The 18,274-nt window shown below is 67.4% G+C and carries 14 protein-coding genes, 1 tRNA gene, 3 pseudogenes and 2 riboswitches; of the genes and pseudogenes, 8 read left to right on the plus strand and 10 right to left on the minus strand.

What is annotated here, in order from left to right; genetic code table 11:
• Positions 1 to 106: 106 nt before the first annotated feature.
• Positions 107 to 355, minus strand: a pseudogene (locus A6W98_RS21255) (hypothetical protein); the annotation flags it as partial.
• Between the two features lie 59 nt (positions 356 to 414).
• Between A6W98_RS21255 and A6W98_RS20520 the strand changes: the two are divergent.
• Positions 415 to 1,108, plus strand: a pseudogene (locus A6W98_RS20520) (IS5 family transposase); the annotation flags it as partial.
• A gap of 182 nt (positions 1,109 to 1,290) precedes the next feature.
• Here the strand turns inward: A6W98_RS20520 and A6W98_RS22025 are convergent.
• Both A6W98_RS22025 and A6W98_RS16515 read right to left on the minus strand, forming a co-directional pair.
• Positions 1,291 to 1,548 (minus strand): AAA family ATPase, encoded by a 258-nt coding sequence (locus A6W98_RS22025; RefSeq protein ID WP_081251977.1) that lies wholly within the window; start codon positions 1,546 to 1,548, stop codon positions 1,291 to 1,293.
• A 169-nt stretch (positions 1,549 to 1,717) separates the two neighbouring features.
• Positions 1,718 to 1,793 (minus strand) — tRNA-Ala (locus tag A6W98_RS16515).
• Between the two features lie 590 nt (positions 1,794 to 2,383).
• Here A6W98_RS16515 and A6W98_RS16520 point away from each other — a divergent pair.
• On the plus strand, positions 2,384 to 3,616 hold the full coding sequence (locus tag A6W98_RS16520; RefSeq protein ID WP_042463355.1) for a DUF2254 domain-containing protein: 1,233 nt from the start codon (positions 2,384 to 2,386) through the stop codon (positions 3,614 to 3,616).
• 57 nt (positions 3,617 to 3,673) lie between these two features.
• Here the strand turns inward: A6W98_RS16520 and gcvP are convergent, their stop codons facing one another.
• The 3 genes from gcvP to gcvT are packed head-to-tail and all read right to left on the minus strand — an operon-like array spanning position 3,674 to position 8,039.
• The gene (gcvP, locus tag A6W98_RS16525) at positions 3,674 to 6,523 is read right to left on the minus strand and encodes an aminomethyl-transferring glycine dehydrogenase (protein WP_042463357.1); all 2,850 of its coding nucleotides are present in this window, start codon (positions 6,521 to 6,523) and stop codon (positions 3,674 to 3,676) included.
• A gap of 13 nt (positions 6,524 to 6,536) precedes the next feature.
• Complete coding sequence (gcvH, locus tag A6W98_RS16530) at positions 6,537 to 6,896, minus strand: glycine cleavage system protein GcvH (RefSeq protein ID WP_042463359.1); 360 nt, start codon at positions 6,894 to 6,896, stop codon at positions 6,537 to 6,539.
• Between the two features lie 12 nt (positions 6,897 to 6,908).
• Complete coding sequence (gcvT, locus tag A6W98_RS16535) at positions 6,909 to 8,039, minus strand: glycine cleavage system aminomethyltransferase GcvT (protein WP_042463362.1); 1,131 nt, start codon at positions 8,037 to 8,039, stop codon at positions 6,909 to 6,911.
• Positions 8,040 to 8,120: 81 nt separating this feature from the next.
• Positions 8,121 to 8,183, minus strand: a riboswitch (glycine riboswitch).
• A gap of 4 nt (positions 8,184 to 8,187) precedes the next feature.
• Positions 8,188 to 8,279: riboswitch (glycine riboswitch) on the minus strand.
• 152 nt (positions 8,280 to 8,431) lie between these two features.
• Between gcvT and A6W98_RS16540 the strand changes: the two genes are divergently transcribed.
• Both A6W98_RS16540 and A6W98_RS21265 read left to right on the plus strand, forming a co-directional pair.
• Positions 8,432 to 9,001: a gamma-glutamylcyclotransferase family protein gene (locus A6W98_RS16540; RefSeq protein ID WP_042463365.1), complete on the plus strand. Its 570-nt coding sequence runs from the start codon at positions 8,432 to 8,434 to the stop codon at positions 8,999 to 9,001.
• 398 nt (positions 9,002 to 9,399) lie between these two features.
• On the plus strand, positions 9,400 to 9,846 hold the full coding sequence (locus A6W98_RS21265; protein ID WP_155734834.1) for a hypothetical protein: 447 nt from the start codon (positions 9,400 to 9,402) through the stop codon (positions 9,844 to 9,846).
• Here the strand turns inward: A6W98_RS21265 and A6W98_RS22030 are convergent.
• Together A6W98_RS22030 and gltX are read right to left on the minus strand one after the other, a co-directional pair.
• Positions 9,807 to 10,062, minus strand: a pseudogene (locus A6W98_RS22030) (IS5-like element IS711 family transposase); the annotation flags it as partial. The gene A6W98_RS21265 and the pseudogene A6W98_RS22030 overlap by 40 nt on opposite strands.
• Positions 10,063 to 10,284: 222 nt before the next feature.
• Positions 10,285 to 11,610: a glutamate--tRNA ligase gene (gltX, locus tag A6W98_RS16555; RefSeq protein ID WP_042463371.1), complete on the minus strand. Its 1,326-nt coding sequence runs from the start codon at positions 11,608 to 11,610 to the stop codon at positions 10,285 to 10,287.
• Positions 11,611 to 11,664: 54 nt separating this feature from the next.
• Here gltX and A6W98_RS16560 point away from each other — a divergent pair, with 54 nt between their 5' ends.
• The 3 genes from A6W98_RS16560 to A6W98_RS16570 all read left to right on the plus strand — a co-directional run bounded on the left by A6W98_RS16560 (position 11,665) and on the right by A6W98_RS16570 (position 14,192).
• Positions 11,665 to 12,075, plus strand: a complete 411-nt coding sequence (locus A6W98_RS16560; RefSeq protein ID WP_042463373.1) for a metallopeptidase family protein — start codon at positions 11,665 to 11,667, stop codon at positions 12,073 to 12,075.
• A gap of 117 nt (positions 12,076 to 12,192) precedes the next feature.
• Positions 12,193 to 13,110, plus strand: coding sequence for an MBL fold metallo-hydrolase (locus A6W98_RS16565; protein WP_042463374.1), 918 nt, complete (start codon positions 12,193 to 12,195; stop codon positions 13,108 to 13,110).
• 134 nt (positions 13,111 to 13,244) lie between these two features.
• Positions 13,245 to 14,192, plus strand: coding sequence for a 1-phosphofructokinase family hexose kinase (locus tag A6W98_RS16570; protein WP_042463376.1), 948 nt, complete (start codon positions 13,245 to 13,247; stop codon positions 14,190 to 14,192).
• Between the two features lie 45 nt (positions 14,193 to 14,237).
• Here A6W98_RS16570 and wrbA read toward each other — a convergent pair whose 3' ends face one another.
• Both wrbA and A6W98_RS16580 read right to left on the minus strand, forming a co-directional pair.
• Positions 14,238 to 14,831 carry an NAD(P)H:quinone oxidoreductase type IV gene (gene wrbA / locus A6W98_RS16575; protein WP_042463378.1) on the minus strand — a complete coding sequence of 198 codons (594 nt, stop codon included), beginning with the start codon at positions 14,829 to 14,831 and terminating at the stop codon, positions 14,238 to 14,240.
• A gap of 156 nt (positions 14,832 to 14,987) precedes the next feature.
• Positions 14,988 to 16,649 carry an NAD+ synthase gene (locus tag A6W98_RS16580; RefSeq protein ID WP_042463381.1) on the minus strand — a complete coding sequence of 554 codons (1,662 nt, stop codon included), beginning with the start codon at positions 16,647 to 16,649 and terminating at the stop codon, positions 14,988 to 14,990.
• 173 nt (positions 16,650 to 16,822) lie between these two features.
• On the opposite strand from A6W98_RS16580, the gene A6W98_RS16585 reads away from it, so the two are divergent.
• The gene (locus A6W98_RS16585; RefSeq protein WP_042463384.1) at positions 16,823 to 18,265 is read left to right on the plus strand and encodes an MORN repeat-containing protein; all 1,443 of its coding nucleotides are present in this window, start codon (positions 16,823 to 16,825) and stop codon (positions 18,263 to 18,265) included.
• Positions 18,266 to 18,274 lie beyond the last annotated feature (9 nt).

Consider the following 18,274-nt stretch of genomic DNA (forward strand, 5'->3'; position numbering starts at 1 on the left):
TCTACTCCGCCATGGATGCAAGCCACGGCAGCGAGATGAAGGTGATGGCATAGGCGTTGTTGCGCAACTTTCATCTGGAGGATGATTGCACCTTACCCCGCTGACGTCAGGCCACGCGGACGATCTGGGCGGTGCCGAGGGCGTTGAAACGGTTCATGAATGAGCCATGTCGCTCCATTGGTCCGAGGACAATGGCGAATGACGCGGAGGTGGATTTCGGCGGTCTGGCGGTCGGGGTCTCGTGCCGCGATGCGCTCGCCGACGGACTTCAGGCAGCGCATCCTCGCCTCGATCCTGCTGCGGGCGTGGTTCCGCTCCAGCGTTTCCGGAATGCCCTTCCATACGGCGTTGTTGCAGAACTCAGCCGGTGTAAGGATTCACATTGCGAATCCATGCGGTTAGACGGACTGCACGAGCAAGCTCAAACCCGCCTGCCATCTCAGGACGAACTGGTCCACCTGCAACGATGCGCTTCGGAAGCGCGAGACGTTGCTGATCTATCTGGACAAGGAGATGGCCTGGCACGCACCGCATGAGGGACGCCAAGGACGCCCACCGGTCTTTTCGAATGCCGCGATCCAGTTCTGCCTGTCGATCAAGGTTCTGTTCAAGCTGCCGCTCAGGCAGACCGCCGCGATGGTCGCGAGCCTCTTGCGCTTGGCCGGGTTGGACTGGCCCGTTCCGGACATCTCGACGCCGTGCCGCAGACAGAAACCCCTCAAGGTTCAGATCTCCTATCGCCGTGCCGACGGACCACTGAACCTTCTGGTGGACAGCACTGGCATCAAGTTCCTTGGCGACGGGGAATGGCAAGCGCGCAAGCATGGCGTTCAGGGGCGCCGCCAATGGCGAAAGGTGCATCTGGCCATGGATGCCGCCACTTCGGACATCCGGGCCGTCGAGTTCACCCCCCAGCTGGGAAGGCGACAGTCCCGTCTTGCCGGACCTGTTAGGCCAGATCCCCGAGGACATCGGCACCGTGACCGCGGATGGTGCCTGCGACACACGCCGCTGTCACGGCGCCGTCATCGCACGCCGCGGCACGGCAATCATACCAATCCGAAGGAACGCTCGGGCTTGGAAAGCGGACTACCCGGCTGCGCTCGCCTTGCCATGGGACTTGGGAAAGAAAGGGGCCAGCCGTGCCATCTGCGCGTCGATCAGCCAGAAGATATCTCTCATGTCATCGCTCCGTTTTCGAAGCCGTGAAACATGCTGTACGCACGAAATCAATGCATCCTGACCCTATATGCGGCATTTGGGGCACCCTCCATTCTGCATGTCAATCTTCTAGCGTGCCATTGTCCGCCTGGGCCTCCAAGGGACATCGCAGCGATAAGGGCCGATGTCGGTAGTGAGCTGGGACCGGTCGAGCGCTGCGTTGTCCAGGCCCCAAGGGACGGCGTCTCCGCCGCTCTGCATTTGCTCGCGAATGATCGCGCGACCGGATTCGGGGATCGTATGAAAGCCGCGGCGGGCAAGCTCGGTGATCAGGCTGGTCTTGCCCGCACCGGGGCCGCCCTTCACGACGAAGAAATTGGCGCTCATGGGCCATCCTCGGGTTTGACAGGGGGAAGGGCTGCGAAGCGATCAACACGCCAAGGGCGCGGATCGAGGCAGCGTGGATTATCAAAGGGAAAACAGCACCCGTCTGCGCGGCAGAGGCATATCCTCTGACAACAAAGGCAGAACTATCTGATGCTTTTCAAGGTAACTTTGGTGGAGCCGAGGGGGATCGAACCCCTGACCTCGTCATTGCGAACGACGCGCTCTCCCAACTGAGCTACGGCCCCGGTGAGCGGTGATTTGCAGTATGGCGAGGGGGATGTCAAGCCGTCTGCCCCATATGATGACATACAAATTTCGCAATCTCCTCCACGGGCCGCGCTTCGGCCGGCCGGGCCGCCTCGCAGCCCCTGAAGAACAGGCTCAGAAGCGGTGCGCCGCCTGATGACCACAGGTGTCGCAGCTGGCCAGCCGCGCCTCCGGCAGCAGCATCCGCGGCCGCGGAGCCCTGCGGCGCCATCATCCGGCAGGCTCCGCATCAGGCAGCCCGAAAATCGACCAGCCGCGGCGGATCCTCCTTTCGGCCCTTCCCGGGCGGGGCGTGGTCGATCTCGCGCTCCCTCCCCCGTCAGCAAGCCGGGTGCCGCGTCCGGGCCCTGCCCCGGCCTGTCGGCGGGCAGGCAGAGAGCGGTAACACAGCAGCTCGGTTTCGGCAGACCGGCCAGGGCGCCCCAATACCGTCCATGTTGCGACCGCATCGCAGCAACCGCACCCGGGTCAGGCAGAACAGGTCGGCGCCTCCGGACCGCAACCGGCTTTACCCGCCCCGGCCACGGGCTAGGATCGAACGGATGCAGCGACAGCGGGAGGCCCTCGGATGAAATCGCTTCGGCTCTGGCAGGTTCTGCGCCTGTCGCGTCGGCTCTGGGTGCGCACCAGCCTGATCGCGGTGCTCGGCATCGTCGCGGCGGGGGCGGCGGCGCTGCTGGGGCCGGTCATCCCGCAGGAACTGGCCGACCGGCTGGGCGAGGATGCGGTGATGCCAGTGCTCGACGTGCTGGCCTCGTCGATGCTGGCGGTCGCGACCTTCTCGCTGTCGATCATGGTGACAACGCATCGCCAGGCCTCGTCGCAGGTGACGCCGCGCTCGCACCGGCTGTTGCTGGAGGACACCACGACCCAGACCGTGCTGGCGACCTTCATCGGCGCCTTCATCTTCGCGCTGGTCTCGATCATCCTGTTCCGGGCGGGCGCCTATACCGGCGCGGCGCCCTTCGTGCTGTTCGCCTTCACCGTGCTGGTCGTGGTGCTGGTGGTGGTCGCGATCCTGCGCTGGATCGACCATCTGTCCCGGCTGGGCAGCATGGACGAGACCATCGCCCAGGCCGCCGCCCGCGCCCGCGACACGCTGACCGCGGCGCGCAACGCCCCCAGCATGCTGGCCACCCCCCTGCCCGATGGCGCGGTGCCGCCCGCCGGGGCCCGGCCGGTGCCCGCGCCGCGGGGCGGCTATGTGCAGCTTGTCGACATGGCCGCATTGTCCGTTCTCGCCGAAAAGGCCGGGGCGGAAATCTGGGTCGCGGCCGTGCCCGGCAGTTTCCTCGTTGCCGGACGGGCGCTGGCGCATGTGAACCCGCCGGGCGACATCGACCGAGACGCGATCTGTGCCGCCTTCGAGATCGAGGCGGTGCGCAGCTTCGAGCAGGATGCGCGTTTCGCTCTGGCGGTGCTGTCCGAGATCGCCTCGCGGGCACTCTCGCCCGGGCTGAACGACCCCGGCACCGCCATCGACATTCTCGGACGGCTCGAACAGCTGCTGGCCGAATGCCCGGCCGCAGGCGACGAGATCCGCTATCCGCGGCTTCATGCCCCGCCATTGCGCGCCGACGATCTGGTCGAGGACGCCTTCTCCGCCATCGCCCGCGACGGGGCGTCGATGCGCGAGGTGGCGCGGCGGCTGATCCATGCGCTGAACACGCTGCGTCAGGGCGACGACCCGGCGCTGGCCCGTGCCGCCGAGGCGATGACCCGGCGGGCGCTGGCCCATGCCGAGGCGGCGCTGGTGCTGGACGAGGACAAGGCCGGGCTGAGGCAGCTGGCCGGTTTATAGCCGCAAACGAAAACGGCCCCGGGCAGAGGCCGGGGCCGCGTTCCTGTCCGCGCGGGCCTATTCGGCCGCGTCGGCGACGTCTTCGACCGGCGGGCAGGTGCAGATCAGGTTGCGGTCGCCATAGGCGTTGTCGACCCGCCCGACCGGCGGCCAGTACTTGTCGACCCGGAATGCGCCCGGCGGGAAGCAGCCCCGCTCGCGCGAATAGGGGCGGTCCCAGTCGGCCACCAGATCCTCGACCGTATGCGGCGCCTTCTTGAGCGGGTTGTTGCCCTTCTCGATCCGGCCCTCCGCGATCTCGCGGATCTCGTCGCGGATAGCCAGCATCGCGGTGACAAAGCGGTCGAGCTCGGCCTTGGTCTCCGACTCGGTCGGCTCGATCATCAGCGTGCCCGCCACCGGCCAGCTCATGGTGGGCGCATGGAAGCCGCAATCGACCAGCCGCTTGGCGATATCGTCGACGGTGACCCCCGCCGTTTCCACGAAATCGCGGGTATCGATGATGCATTCATGCGCGACCCGGCCGTTCCGGCCCTTGAAGAGCACGTCATAGGCGCCCTCGAGCCGCTTCGCGATGTAATTGGCGTTCAGGATCGCGACCTTGGTGGCCTGGGTCAGCCCGGCGCCGCCCATCAGCAGCACATAGGCATAGCTGATCGGCAGGATCGAGGCCGAGCCATGCATCGCGCCGCTGACCGCGCCGGTCCCGCCCGCCACCGGATCGGCGGGCAGATAGGGCGCCAGATGCGCCTTGACGCCGATCGGCCCCATGCCCGGACCGCCGCCGCCATGCGGGATGCAGAAGGTCTTGTGCAGGTTCAGGTGGCTGACATCCGACCCGATCTCGCCCGGCCTGACGAGCCCGACCAGCGCGTTCAGGTTGGCCCCGTCCAGATAGACCTGCCCGCCATGGGCATGGGTGATCTCGCAGACCTCGCGCACGGTCTCCTCGAAGACGCCATGGGTCGAGGGATAGGTGATCATGCAGGCTGCCAGATCGCCGCCCGCGGCTTGGGCCTTGGCGCGGAAATCCTCCAGATCGATATCGCCGTTCTCGGCCGATTTGACCGCGACGACCTTCATCCCAGCCATATGCGCCGAGGCCGGGTTGGTGCCATGGGCCGAGGTCGGGATCAGGCAGATCCGCCGGTGCCCCTCGCCCCGCGCCCGGTGATAGGCGGCGATGGTCATGAGCCCGGCATATTCGCCCGCCGCCCCCGAATTGGGCTGGAAGGACATCGCGTCATAGCCGGTGATCCGGCAGAGCTTGTCGGCCAGATCGTCCAGCATCTCGGCAAAGCCCCGGACCTGATCGGCCGGCGCCAGCGGGTGGACATTCGAGAATTCCGGCCAGGTGATCGGCATCATCTCGACCGCGGCATTCAGCTTCATGGTGCAGGAGCCCAGAGGGATCATCGCCCGGTCGAGCGCGAGGTCGCGATCGGCCAGACGGCGCATGTAGCGCATCATCTCGGTCTCGGCCCGGTTCATCTGGAAGACCGGATGGGTCAGGAAATCGCTCTTGCGGCTCATGCCCTCGGGGAAGCGGTATTCGCCGTCACCGCCCTTGTCCTTGCGCGTGACCCCGAAGGCGCGCCAGAGCGCCTCGATGGATGCGGGCCGGGTGGTCTCGTCCAGCGCGATGCCCAGCTTGGTCTTGCCGATCCGGCGCAGGTTGATCTTCTCGGCCAGGGCCGCGTTGTAGATCACGCCCTGCATCGGGCCGACCTCGACGGTGAAGGTGTCGAAGAATTCGGCCGGTTCGACGGCAAAGCCCGCCTCCTGCAGCCCGCGCGCGGTGCGCACGGCCTTGCGGTGGATGCGCTGGGCGATGGCCTTCAGCCCCTTGGGCCCGTGGAAGACGGCATAGAAGCCCGCCATCACCGCCAGCAGTGCCTGGGCGGTGCAGACATTCGAGGTCGCCTTCTCGCGGCGGATATGCTGCTCGCGGGTCTGAAGCGCCAGACGATAGGCCTTGTTGCCGCGCGCATCGACCGAGACGCCGACGATCCGGCCCGGCATCGCCCGCTTGTAGGCGCCGCGGCAGGCCATATAGGCCGCGTGCGGGCCGCCAAAGCCCATCGGCACGCCGAAGCGCTGGGTCGAGCCCACGGCGATGTCGGCTCCCATCGCGCCCGGCTCCTTCAGCACGACCAGCGCCATCGGATCGGCGACGACGATGCCCAGCGCCTGGGCCGCGTGCAGATCGGCGATCGGGCCGGTGAAATCGTGGATATGGCCGTAGGTGCCGGGATATTGGAAGATGCCGGCAAAGACCTTCTCGGGGTCCAGATCGGCGAAGGGGTCGCCGACGATGACCTCGATCCCCAGAGGCTCGGCCCGGGTCCGGATCACCGAGATGTTCTGCGGATGGCAGGCCTCATCGACGAAGATCGCGCCCGCCTTCGATTTCGCCACCCGCTGCGCCATGGTCATCGCCTCGGCACAGGCGGTGGCCTCGTCCAGGAGCGACGCATTGGCGATCTCGAGCCCGGTCAGGTCCGAAACCATGGTCTGGTAGTTCAGCAGCGCCTCGAGCCGGCCCTGGCTGATTTCCGGCTGGTAGGGGGTGTAGGCGGTGTACCAGGCCGGGTTTTCCAGGATGTTGCGCTGGATCGCGGGCGGCGTCACGGTGCCGTAATAGCCCTGCCCGATCAGGGTGGTGAAGGCGCGGTTCTTCTTTGCGATCTGGCGCATGAACCACAGCATCTCGCGTTCGGATTTGGGCTTTCCGAAATCGAGCGGCTCGGCCTGAAGGATGCTGTCGGGCACGGTCTGCCCGATCAGCTCCTCGAGGCTTTCAAGCCCCAGCACCTCCAGCATTTCGGTCATCTCCTCCGGAGAGGGGCCGATATGGCGGCGGTTCGCGAAATCGTAAGGCAGGTAGGTGCTGGGGGTATAAGGCATGGGATTCCCGAAATCAGTCGATAAAGGCGCGATAGGCGGCTTCGTCCATGAACTCGTCGAGCGCCGAGAGGTCCTCGAGCTTCATCTTGAAAAACCAGCCGTCGCCGGCCGGGTCCTCGTTGACCTTGGCGGGCGCGTCGGTCAGCGCCTGGTTGACCTCGACGATCTCGCCATCCAGGGGCGCGAGGATGTCGGAAGCCGCCTTGACGCTTTCGATCACCACGACCTCGTCATCCTTCGAGACGGTGGTGCCCTCCTCGGGCAGATCGACGAAGACCACGTCGCCAAGCTGTTCGGCGGCATGCTCGGTGATGCCCACGACGACGAGATCGTCCTCGACGCGGAGCCATTCGTGCTGTTCGGTGAATTTCATCGGTATTGTCCCTCAGCGCTTGTAGGTCGATGGGCGGAACGGCAGGCGCACGATTTCGGCCGGCAGGCGTTTGCCGCGCACCTCGCCCCAGAGTTTGGCCCCTTCCAGGGCAAGATCAACGGGCACATAACCCATCGAGACCGGCACCCCGACCGACGGGCCGAACCCGCCCGAGGTCACCGTGCCGACGGGCTCGCCACCGGTCTCGGCGGCGTAAAGCGCGGTGCCCTCGCGCATCGGCGCCCGGCCTTCGGGGCGCAGCCCCACCCGCTGGCGGGCCGCGCCGGTATCCAGTTCCCCGAGGATGCGCGCCGCTCCCGGAAAGCCGCCTTCGCGCGCACCGCCGGTGCGGCGGACCTTCTGGATCGCCCAGGCAAGATCGGCCTCGACCGGCGAGGTCCCGGTGTCGATGTCATGCCCGTAAAGGCAAAGCCCAGCCTCCAGCCGCAGGCTGTCGCGGGCGCCGAGCCCGATCGCCTCGACCGCCTCATGCGCCAGAAGCTGGCGGGCCAGCGCCTCGGCACGCTCGACCGGCACCGAGATCTCGAACCCGTCCTCGCCGGTATAGCCCGAGCGCGACACCCAGAGCGGGCCGTCGGCCGTGTCGATGATCGCCACATCCATGAAGCGCATGTCGGAAACGCCGGGCGCGACGGTTTCCAGCACCGCGGCGGCCTCGGGCCCCTGCAGCGCCAGAAGGGCGCGGGCGGTCAGCTCGACGATGTCGCAATCGCAGCCGATGGTCGCATGCAGATGGGCGATGTCCTCTGTCTTGCAGGCGGCGTTCAGCACGACGAAAAGATCGTCGCAGCGCCGCGCCACCATCAGGTCGTCGCGGATGCCGCCCGTCTCGTTGGTGAACATCGCATAGCGCTGGCGGCCAAGCTTCAGCCCGACCAGATCCACCGGCACCAGATGTTCCAGCGCGATGGCCGCATGCTCGACCATGCCCGATTTCGGGCGCAGGCTGACCTGCCCCATATGGCTGACATCGAACAGCCCCGCGCGCGCCCGGCAATGCAGGTGTTCCTTCATCACGCCAAGGCCGTATTGCACGGGCATCTCGTAGCCCGCGAAGGGCACCATCTTCGCGCCCAGTTCCAGATGCAGATCGTAAAGCGCGGTGCGCTGCAAGGCCGACATGGCAAACCATTCCCCTGGCCGGATGCGTGCTGGCATCGCGGCATCGAGGACGCCCCCCATGGACGTCCCTTCCGATGCCCCCTCTGTCCCTTCGCCTGAGATCGCTATCCCTTCGGCGGACGCCTCGCGCGCCTCTCTCCAGAGTCCGTGTCCGTCCGCGGTCCTTGCTGCCTGAGAGTTTACCGGGGCGGTTGCTCCTTCGGCACCGGCCTTGCGGCCGGATTCTCCCGTGGACGGTTGGCGCTTGATCTAGATCATGGGCGCAGCACCGGCAAGGGCTTGCGCGGTCCCGCGCGAACAAGGACTTGCGCGGTCCCGCGCGGGCAAGGGCTTGCACGGCCCCGCAAGGGCAAGGACTTGAACTGCCCCGCGCGGCCTGCATTCTTGGGAGGATGCAGGATCCCTTCTTCTTCGGCTACGGATCGCTGGTGAACCGCGCGACCCATGGCTATCGCGACGCGGTCCGGGCGCGGATCTCCGGCTGGCGCAGGGTCTGGCGGCACACGCCACTGCGTCCGGTGGCCTATCTGACGGCGGAACCGGCACCGGGCGTCACTCTTGACGGGTTGATCGCGGCGGTACCCGGGGGCGACTGGACCGCGCTCGACCAGCGCGAATACGCCTATGACCGGCATGCGGTGGGCAAGGTGGTGGACCATGGGCTTGCCGCGCGGATCGACGTGCATGTCTACGCCATCCCCGAGGGCCTGGCCGAGCCGCCCGACATCCGCCACCCGATCCTGCTCAGCTATCTCGACACCGTGGTGCAGGGCTATCTGCGCGAGTTCGGCCCGGCCGGGGCCGAGGCATTCTTCGCCACCACCGGGGGCTGGGACGCGCCGGTGCTGAACGACCGAGATGCCCCCCGCTATCCGCGCGCGCAGTTGCTGAACGCAGCCGAGCGGGACACGGTGGATGCCGGGCTGAAGGCGCGGGGCGTGCGACGGATTCTGCCGGGCTGAGGCGGAGGACAGGGAAGCTTCTGCTTCCATGAGCTTCCCGGCTTGTCATCGGGCCGCACCGACCGTGCCAGCTTTCAGCCCCGGTTCGACCCTTCCACGGAGAACAGCGAACCGTCCGTGCCGAAGCAGAACCGCTTCCCGGACCGCCATCCGTCAGACGTAGCTGTCGAATGCCAACGTCCCGTCGGCGCGATATTCGGCCCTCCGCCCACTACCCGCCGTGTGCTGTCCCCGCCAAAGGCGATATCAAAGACGCATATCCGGACCTGCCCCCCCCCGGTCCCCCGACAGACCTCGATGCCGAGACTTGCCTACAGCATGCCCGGCTCGACAAACAGGCGCATCCGGGCGGCTTCCAGACGGTCCTGCGCCCCGGCGCCGGGCCTTTCGGATTCCGGGTGCAGCATCCGATCTTCCTCCGGGAGCGTGCCTGCGACGACGCCGCCGACAGGCAGATCACCGTCATCGCGATTGATGACGCCTGCGAGGCTCTGAAGCAGGCCCGGCGTGGCGGCGGCACAAGCCATCGCGTCCTTTTGCGTCTCGAGGTGGAGGAACACCGGCTTTCCGGCCCTGGCGGCGTCTCAAGGAGCCTTCAAGCGGGTCGTCGCCTGTCGGCTGAAACCATGACCCTTCGCGACCCGGGCCTCTTCCATTGCCACCGCCCTGCCCGCGCGCAAATCGTCCGAAAGGCCTTCAAGCCCCGACAGCGTTCCTTCGAGGCGGTTGAACAGCCGCGCCGTCCGCTGCTGAGCTTCTCGGCCTCCGGGTCGAAGCTGCGGACATATGCCGCCATCGCGCCGGGGGCCGGCTTGGCCCCTCTTTCGCCCGTCGTATCCGCGTGAGCCTTGCAAATGGTGCTGTCGATGAGGACGCATTCGAAGTTAGGGGCTGCACTCAACTCATGGAAAAGGCGCTCCGGGGGCCCCTCCATCGTCCATCTGCGGAACCGCACCTGCGCGCCAGCACGGCACTGCGCCCACAGATAACCGATTGTCAGCGCCGCTCCGCCCCGGCACCCCATCTCGTCCGGGGGCAGATGCCGCTTGCTCCGCGCTCATCCGTCAGCGGTCGCCTGCTCAAGATCGCCTTCGTTTTCGATCCTGAATCGGAACTCGCTGCAGATGGGAAACCCCTGAATGCAGACAGGGCCTAATCAGCGATACGCGCAGACGGTCAGCGCGTCCCCGGCTCCCTCGCAACACATCGAAACGGCTGAAAGATCGCCTCGCGAGGGCAATCCAGCCCCCACAAGGGGCTGGCTGCCGGAGCCCGGCCGGGGCTCAGCCCGGTTTCTTCTGGAACAGCGGCAGCAGGTCGCCCAGTTCCGGGCCGCGCTCGCGGCCAGTGACGGCCTTGCGCAGCGGCATGAACAGCTTGCGGCCCTTGCGGCCGGTCTTTTCCTTCACCGCCTGGGTCCAGGCCGACCAGCTGTTCTCGTCATAGGGCGGCTCGGGCAGCATCGTCAGCGCCTCGGCGATGAAGTCGCGATCCTCCTCGTCGACCAGCGGTTCCGCGCCGTCGCGGCAAAGCGCCCACCAGCCGGCCAGATCGTGGCGGGTGACGATGTTCTCGCGCACCGCCTGCCAGAACCGCTCGGCCCGGTCGTCCGGAACGCCCAGCGCCGCGATCTCTTCCCGGACCGCGGCGAAGGGCAGCCCGTGCAGATGCCGGGAGGTCAGCGGGAACAGGTCGTGTTCGTCGAACTTGGTGGGGGCGGCGCCGAAGGTCGAGATGTCGAAGCCTTCGATCAGCTCGTCGAGGCTGCCCGCCAGCTCGACCGGCTGGGACGAGCCGAGACGGGCCATCAGTGACAGCAGCGCCATCGGCTCGACCCCCTGCTTGCGCAGATCGCGCAGCGACAGGTGGCCCAGCCGTTTCGACAGCGCCTCGCCCTGGGGCCCGGTCAGCAGCGAATGGTGGGCGAAGGTCGGGGGGGTGCCGCCGATGGCCCGGATGATCTGGATCTGGGTCGCGGTGTTGGTGACATGGTCGGACCCGCGCACGATATGGGTCACGCCCATGTCCACGTCGTCGACCACCGAGGCGAAGGTATAAAGCACCTGGCCGTCGCCCCGGATCAGCACCGGGTCCGAGACGCTGGCCGCGTCGATCGAGATGTCGCCGAGAATGCCGTCGGTCCACTCGATCCGCTCGCGGTCGAGCAAAAAGCGCCAATGCCCCGGGCGCTCGGCCCGAAGCGCGGCCTTCTCGTCCTCGGACAGCTCCAGAGCGGCACGGTCATAGACCGGCGGCTTGCCCATGTTCAGCTGCTTCTTGCGCTTGAGGTCCAGCTCGGTCGGTGTCTCGAAACATTCGTAAAGCCGCCCCGAGGCGCGCAGCTCGGCGGCAACCTCGGAATAGCGGTCGAGACGGGCCGATTGCTGCTCTTCGCGGTCCCAGCTGAAGCCCAGCCATTCCAGATCCTCGCGGATGCCGTCGATATATTCCTGCTTGGACCGTTCCGGGTCGGTATCGTCGAAGCGCAGGATGAAGGTGCCGCCGGCCTTGCGGGCGATCATGTAGTTGAACAACGCGGTGCGCAGGTTGCCCACATGAATGTAGCCGGTGGGCGACGGCGCGAAACGGGTGACGGTGGTCATGGGCATTCTCCTTGAGTGCCCGCTCTTCCACAACGGCGCGGTTTTGTCCATATCGGGCCCATGACAGACCCGATCCGACATGGCCTTCCGCCCTCGCTCGACGAGATCGCCGACCTTGCCGCCGCCGCCCGCGACGCACTGCCCGAGCCGTTCCGAGGACCGGCCCGCGCGGTGGCGATCCGGGTCGAGGATCTCGCCTCGGACGAGATGCTCCGCGAGCTCGATATCGAAAGCCCGTTCGAGCTGACCGGGCTTTACGACGGCATCCCGCTGACCGAGAAATCGGTGATGGACCAGCCCGAGCGGCCCGATACGGTCTGGCTGTTCCGCCGTGCGATCCTCGACGAATGGGTCGATCGCGAGGAGGTGACCCTGACCGAGCTGGTGACCCATGTGCTGATCCACGAGATCGCGCATCATTTCGGCTGGTCCGACGACGACATCGCCTCGATCGATCCCTGGTGGGAATGACCCCGTCCCGGCCGCGCGCCCTCGCGCCGTCGTGAGATGGCAGGCCCGCGGATCGCCGCTATCCTTCCCTGCGGGGAAGCTCCGGCCCCGGGCCGGGGCAGCAGAGGGAGACCCGCCATGACCAAGATGACCCGCCGCCACGCGCTTCTGGCCGGGGCCGCCTTGCCGCTGGCCGCCGCCGTCCGTCCGGCCCGGGCCGCCGCGCCGATGATGGGCCCGGCCCGGCCGCCCTTCAACCGCTTCGCCCTGGGCAGCTTCGAGGTGACGACGATCCTTGCGGGCAGTCGCACCGTGCCCGACCCGCAGACGATCTTCGGGCTGAATGTCGCGCCCGAACGATTCGCCGCCGTCTCCGAGGCGGCGATGATCCCGGCCGACAAGGCGCAGTTCTTCTTCACCCCGACCGTGGTCAATACCGGGGCCGAGCTGATCCTGTTCGATACCGGTCTTGCGCCCCGGGGCACCGTCGCCGCGCTGGAGGCCGCGGGCTATACCCCCGACCAGATCGACACCGTCATCATCACCCATATGCATGGCGACCATATCGGCGGGCTGATGGAGAACGGGACCGAGACCTTTTCCAATGCCCGCTATGTCACCGGCGCGGTCGAGTTCGATGCCTGGGACATGTCGGGCGACGAGAGCTTCGAGACGAAGATGCGCCCGCTCGCCGAAAAGACGCGCTTTCTCGAAGATGGCGACGAGGCCGCACCCGGCGTGACTGCGGTGGCGGCCTTCGGCCATACGCCCGGGCACATGGCCTACCGGCTGGAGAGCGACGGCAAGGCACTGCTGCTCGGCGCCGATTTCGCCAATCACTATATCTGGTCGCTGGCCCATCCCGACTGGGAGGTGCTCTATGACCGCGACAAGGAAGCGGCGGCAGCCACGCGGCGGCGGCTGCTCGACATGCTGGCGGCCGAGCGGATGCCCTTCATCGGCTATCACATGCCGTTCCCGGCCTTGGGCTATGTCGAGAAACAGGAGACCGGCTATCGCTATCTGCCTGCCAGCTATCAGATGATGCTCGAATAATCAGCGACGCCGGGGCGAGGATGGCAGCCGCCCCGGCGCATTCGGCCCGATCATCGCTGTCGGGCGGAAACGGGCTTGGCCTCGGGCGGCCGGAGTGGCAGTGTCGCCCCGCGAATGCCAAGGACCCCCCACTCATGCACGATATCCTGACCGTCACGCTCAACCCGACCGTGGACCTGTCCACGTCGGTTGCCCATGTCGTGCCCGGCGACAAGCTGCGCTGCGCCCCGCCGGTGACCGATCCGGGCGGCGGCGGCATCAATGTCTCGCGCGCGATCCGGCTTCTGGGCGGCGAAAGCCTCGCGCTGGTGGCGCTGGGCGGCCATAACGGCGACAAGCTGCGCGCGCTTCTCGAACATGAGGGCATCCGGCTCATTCCGCTGGTCGCGCCGGGCGAAACCCGGATGAGCCTTGCGGTCACCGACAGCGCCTCGGGCGAGCAGTTCCGCTTCGTGCTGCCGGGGCCGATCTGGAACGAGGCCGGGCTGAAGGCAACGCTGGCGGCGGTGACGACGGCGGTGCCCAAATCGGGCTATGTGGTGATCTCGGGCAGCCTGCCGCGCGGCCTGCCCGAGGATTTCACCGAACGGGTCTGCACCAAGATCGGGGCGCGCGGCGCGCGGGTGATCGCCGACACGTCGGGACCGGCGCTGTTCCGGCTGGCCCGGGCACGGGACGCGGTGCCCTATGTGCTGCGCATGGACGGGCTCGAGGCAGAAGAACTGGCCGGGCGCGCCTTGCCCGACCGCAAGGACAGCGTGGATTTCGCAGCCGAGCTGGTGGCGCGGGGCGTGGCCAAGGTGGTGGTGATCGCCCGGGGCGCCGAGGGCAACGTGCTGGCGGCCGAGGGGCTCAGGCTGCATGTCGGCGCGGCCAGGGTGCCGGTCCGCTCGCTGGTGGGCGCGGGAGACAGCTTCGTCGGCGCCTTCGTGCTGGCGCTGGCACGGGATGAGGGCCTCGCCCGGGCGCTGCAATGGGGCGCGGCCGCAGCCAGCGCGGCGGTGATGACGGATGCCACCGCGCTCTGCACCCGCGAGGATACCGAGGCGCTTCTTGAGCGCTGCCCGGTGACGGAGCTCTGAGGCCGGGCGTCCCGGACCCTCTTTGACCGGGACGTCCGACTGCCGTCAGGCGATCAGCTTTCCGGCGATCTCGACCAGCAGCCGGGCCTGATGGGCGACGGCCGCCCTGCCCTTGTCGTCGAACTCTCCGGCCTTGGCGGAATAGCCATAGGGATTGCCGCCCGCCTCGAAGATCGCCGGGTCGGTATAGCCCGGCGGCACCAGGATCGATCCCCAATGCATGAAGGTCGGATAAAGCGTGAGCAGCGTGGCTTCCTGACCGCCATGCGCATTCATCGCGCTGGTGGTGGCGGTCGCGGCCTTGCCGGCAAGCTTGCCATCCTGCCAGACCGGCCCCAGCGTATCGATGAAGGCCCGCATCTGGCTGGCCACGACCCCGAAGCGGGTCGGCGCCGAGAAGAAATAGGCATCGGCCCAGGCCATGTCCTCGGGCGTGGCGACCGGAATGTCGGCCATCTTCTCGAGCTGCTCGGCCCAGGCGGCCTGGCCCTTCACGACATCCTCGGGCGCGGTCTCGGCCACGCGCCGAAGGCGGACCTCTGCGCCTGCCTCTGTGGCGGCCTCGGCCGCGGCCTCGGCGATCTGGTGATTGGTTCCGTAGGTCGAATAGAAGATGATGGCGAGTTTGGGTCTGGTCATGGCAGATACCTCGTTCGGGTTTCGGCTCTGCCTGAGATATGGCCCGGACCGCCGCGGTCCAGAGGCCGCGGGCGCAGGCGCCCTGTGCGAGAGGGCACCGTGCGACGGGTACGGTGCGACCGGGACCGATTTTTCGTCGAAAAATCGCCGCCCCGTTCAGGACGGGTCGCGCCAGCGGTTCACGATCGGATAGCGGCGGTCGAGCCAGAACGCCCGCTGCGTCAGCCGAGCCCCGGGGGCGGACTGGAAGCGCTTGTATTCGCTGATATAGATCAGATGCTCGACGCGTTTCACAATGTCCCTGTCGAGCCCCTCGGCCACCAGATCCTCGACCGAACGCCCATCATCGACCAGCCCCTCGAGTATCCGGTCGAGCACCGGATAGGGCGGCAGGCTGTCCTCGTCCTTCTGATCGGCGCGCAATTCCGCCGAGGGCGGCTTCTCGATCACCCGGGACGGGATCACCTCGCCCGCGGGCCCCTTCATCCAGGGCCGGTGATGGGCGTTGCGCCAGCGGCAGGTCTCGAAGACGCGCGTCTTGTAGAGATCCTTGATCGGATTGTAGCCGCCCGCCATGTCGCCATAGATCGTGGCATAGCCGACCGCCACTTCCGACTTGTTGCCGGTGGTCAGCAGCATCTCGCCGAACTTGTTCGAGATCGCCATCAACAGCAGCCCACGCAACCGCGATTGCAGGTTCTCCTCGGTGACGCCCGGCTCGGTCCCCGCGAAAAGCGGCGCCAGGACCTCGGTTGCGGCCGCCTGCGGTGCCGAGATCGGCACCTCGTCGAGCCGGCAGCCCAGCGCCCCGGCCACCGCCGCCGCATCCTCGAGCGACCCGGCCGAGGTGAAGTCCGAGGGCAGCATCACGCAATGCACGTTCTCCGGACCCAGCGCATCGGCCGCGATCGCCGCCACCAGCGCCGAGTCGATGCCGCCCGACAGCCCCAGCACCACCTTCGAGAACCCCGATTTCTCGACATAGGCGCCAAGCGCCGTCACCATCACCCGGTAATCCTGTTCCCAGGCATCGGGCAGGACCGCGCGCGGGCCGCGATCGGCGCGCCAGCCCTCGGGCGTGCGGCGGAAGTCGACATGGGCAAGGCCCTCTTCCAGCACCGGCATCTGCAGCGCCAGCGCCCCGCCCGGGTTGAGCACGAACGACCCGCCGTCGAAGACCTGATCGTCCTGCCCGCCGACGAGATTGAGATAGACCAGCGGCAGCCCGGTCTCGACCACCCGCGAGACCATGATGTTCATCCGGCTGTCATGCTTGCCGCGGTGATAGGGCGAGCCATTCGGCACCAGAAGGATCTCGGCCCCGGTCTCGGCCAGCGCCTCGGCCACATCCTCGTACCAGGCATCCTCGCAGACCGGCATCCCGATCCGAAGCGGACCGACCCGCACCGGCCCGACGATCGGACCGCCGTCAAAGACCCGCTTCTCGTCGAACACCTCGTCATTGGGCAGGTGATGCTTGAAGACCCGCGCCAGCACCTGGCCCCGGTGAAGGACGAAATAGGCGTTGTGATGGCGCCCGCCCTCGACGACCGGCGCCCCGATCCCGAGCGCGGGGCCATCGGCGCAGTCGCGGGCCAGCGCCTCGAGCCGGGCCGCGACATCGGCCAGGAAGGCGGGCCTCTGCGCCAGGTCCTGCAGCTGGTAGCCGGTCAGGAACATCTCGGGCAGCGCCACCATGTCGGCCCCCGCATCGCGCCCGGCCGCCCAAGCGGCGCGCGCCTTGGCGGCATTGTCTTCCAGCGCCCCGACCGTCGGGTCGTACTGGGCCAGGGTGAGGCGGAACCGGTCGTCGGCCATGGCATTCCTCGTCGCGTCCTGCCCCGCCTCTTAGCAGACTGACAGGCAAGTGAAAGCCGTCGGATGGTGAAAACCGTTGTAAGCCCGGCGAGGCTCCACTAGGGTTTCCGCGCTTTCAAAAAGAACCGCGGCAAGTCAGGGCGATGGGGGCTTTGGTGCAGAAAACAGGCAGGATGACGGCGCGTCTGGCTCTGGTTGCGGCGCTGGCTGCGGGCGGGGCTGCACTCGCCCAGGACGACGGCAATGTCGTGACCAAGCAATACGACAATGGCGGCATCTACGAGGGCACCTTCAAGAACGGCAAGCAGGACGGCACCGGCACCTACCGGCTGCCCAACGGCTATGAATATTCGGGCCAGTGGGTCGACGGCCGGATCGAGGGCAAGGGCATCGCGCGCCTGGTCAACGGCTCGGTCTACGAGGGCGAATTCACCGACGGCAAGCCCGACGGCACCGGCAAGATCACCTTCGCCGATGGCGGCACCTACGAGGGCGAATGGCAGGATGGCAAGATCACCGGCACCGGTGTCGCGGTCTATGCCAATGGCGTCCGCTACGAGGGCGAGTTCCGCAATGCCGTGCATCACGGCATCGGCAGGATGACCAGCCCCAACGGCTATGTCTATGAAGGCAGCTGGGTCAACGGCGTCAAGGACGGCAAGGGCAAGATCACCTATCCCGGCGGGCGCGTCTATGAAGGCGAGATGAAGCAGAACCAGCGCTCGGGCAAGGGCACGCTGACCACGCCCGAGGGGCTGAGCTATTCCGGGTCCTGGAAGGATGGCGAGATGAACGGTCTCGGCACCCTGACCCAGCCCAATGGCGACATCTACGAGGGCCAGTTCGTCAATGGCGAGCGGCATGGCAGTGGCAAGGTCACCTTCGCCAATGGCGATGTCTACGAGGGCGAGTACCGCAACGACAAGCGCCACGGCAAGGGCACGCTGATCGGCGCCGACGGCTACCGCTACGAGGGCGACTGGGTCGCGGGCCGGATCGAGGGCGAGGGCCGGCTCACCTATCCCGACGGCGCGGTCTATGAAGGCCAGTTCCGCGCCGACATGCCCGACGGCACGGGCAAGGTCACCTATGCCGACGGCTCGACCTATGAGGGCGAATGGACCGGCGGCGTGATCGGCGGCGCGGGCAAGGCGACCTTCCCCGACGGGCTGGTCTATGAGGGCCAGTTCAAGGACGCCGCCTATAACGGCAAGGGCACGATGACCCATGCCGGCGGCTACAGCTATACCGGCGACTGGAAGGGCGGGCTCCGCCATGGCGAGGGCACCGCGACCTATGCCGACGGCTCGGTCTATTCGGGCGGCTTCGTCGAGGGCCAGCGCGAAGGTCAGGGCACCATCACCATGCCCGACGGGTTCAGCTATACCGGCGGCTGGAAGGCCGGCAAGTTCGACGGCAAGGGCCGCGCGACCTATGCCAATGGCGACGTCTATGAGGGCATGTTCTCGGACGGCCGCTACGAGGGCAAGGGCGTCATGAAATATGCCGATGGCGAGATCCGTTCGGGCACCTGGACCAACGGGATGCTGACGACCACCCCCGAGGACACGACCGACCGTCCGGCCGCACCGAACGCGCCGCTGCCCGCCGACTGAAGAGCGGCA

Origin of the sequence: Rhodovulum sulfidophilum DSM 1374, from assembly GCF_001633165.1 — a bacterium.
GTDB lineage: Bacteria > Pseudomonadota > Alphaproteobacteria > Rhodobacterales > Rhodobacteraceae > Rhodovulum > Rhodovulum sulfidophilum.

Excerpts from the sequence above, each read along its gene's own strand:
- A6W98_RS22025 (WP_081251977.1), bottom strand. The coding sequence starts at position 1,548 with ATGAGCGCCAATTTCTTCGTCGTGAAGGGCGGCCCCGGTGCGGGCAAG.
- A6W98_RS16520 (WP_042463355.1), top strand. The coding sequence starts at position 2,384 with ATGAAATCGCTTCGGCTCTGGCAGGTTCTGCGCCTGTCGCGTCGGCTC.
- gcvP (WP_042463357.1), bottom strand. The coding sequence starts at position 6,523 with ATGCCTTATACCCCCAGCACCTACCTGCCTTACGATTTCGCGAACCGC.
- gcvH (WP_042463359.1), bottom strand. The coding sequence starts at position 6,896 with ATGAAATTCACCGAACAGCACGAATGGCTCCGCGTCGAGGACGATCTC.
- gcvT (WP_042463362.1), bottom strand. The coding sequence starts at position 8,039 with ATGTCGGCCTTGCAGCGCACCGCGCTTTACGATCTGCATCTGGAACTG.
- A6W98_RS16540 (WP_042463365.1), top strand. The coding sequence starts at position 8,432 with ATGCAGGATCCCTTCTTCTTCGGCTACGGATCGCTGGTGAACCGCGCG.
- gltX (WP_042463371.1), bottom strand. The coding sequence starts at position 11,610 with ATGCCCATGACCACCGTCACCCGTTTCGCGCCGTCGCCCACCGGCTAC.
- A6W98_RS16560 (WP_042463373.1), top strand. The coding sequence starts at position 11,665 with ATGACAGACCCGATCCGACATGGCCTTCCGCCCTCGCTCGACGAGATC.
- A6W98_RS16565 (WP_042463374.1), top strand. The coding sequence starts at position 12,193 with ATGACCAAGATGACCCGCCGCCACGCGCTTCTGGCCGGGGCCGCCTTG.
- A6W98_RS16570 (WP_042463376.1), top strand. The coding sequence starts at position 13,245 with ATGCACGATATCCTGACCGTCACGCTCAACCCGACCGTGGACCTGTCC.
- wrbA (WP_042463378.1), bottom strand. The coding sequence starts at position 14,831 with ATGACCAGACCCAAACTCGCCATCATCTTCTATTCGACCTACGGAACC.
- A6W98_RS16580 (WP_042463381.1), bottom strand. The coding sequence starts at position 16,649 with ATGGCCGACGACCGGTTCCGCCTCACCCTGGCCCAGTACGACCCGACG.
- A6W98_RS16585 (WP_042463384.1), top strand. The coding sequence starts at position 16,823 with ATGACGGCGCGTCTGGCTCTGGTTGCGGCGCTGGCTGCGGGCGGGGCT.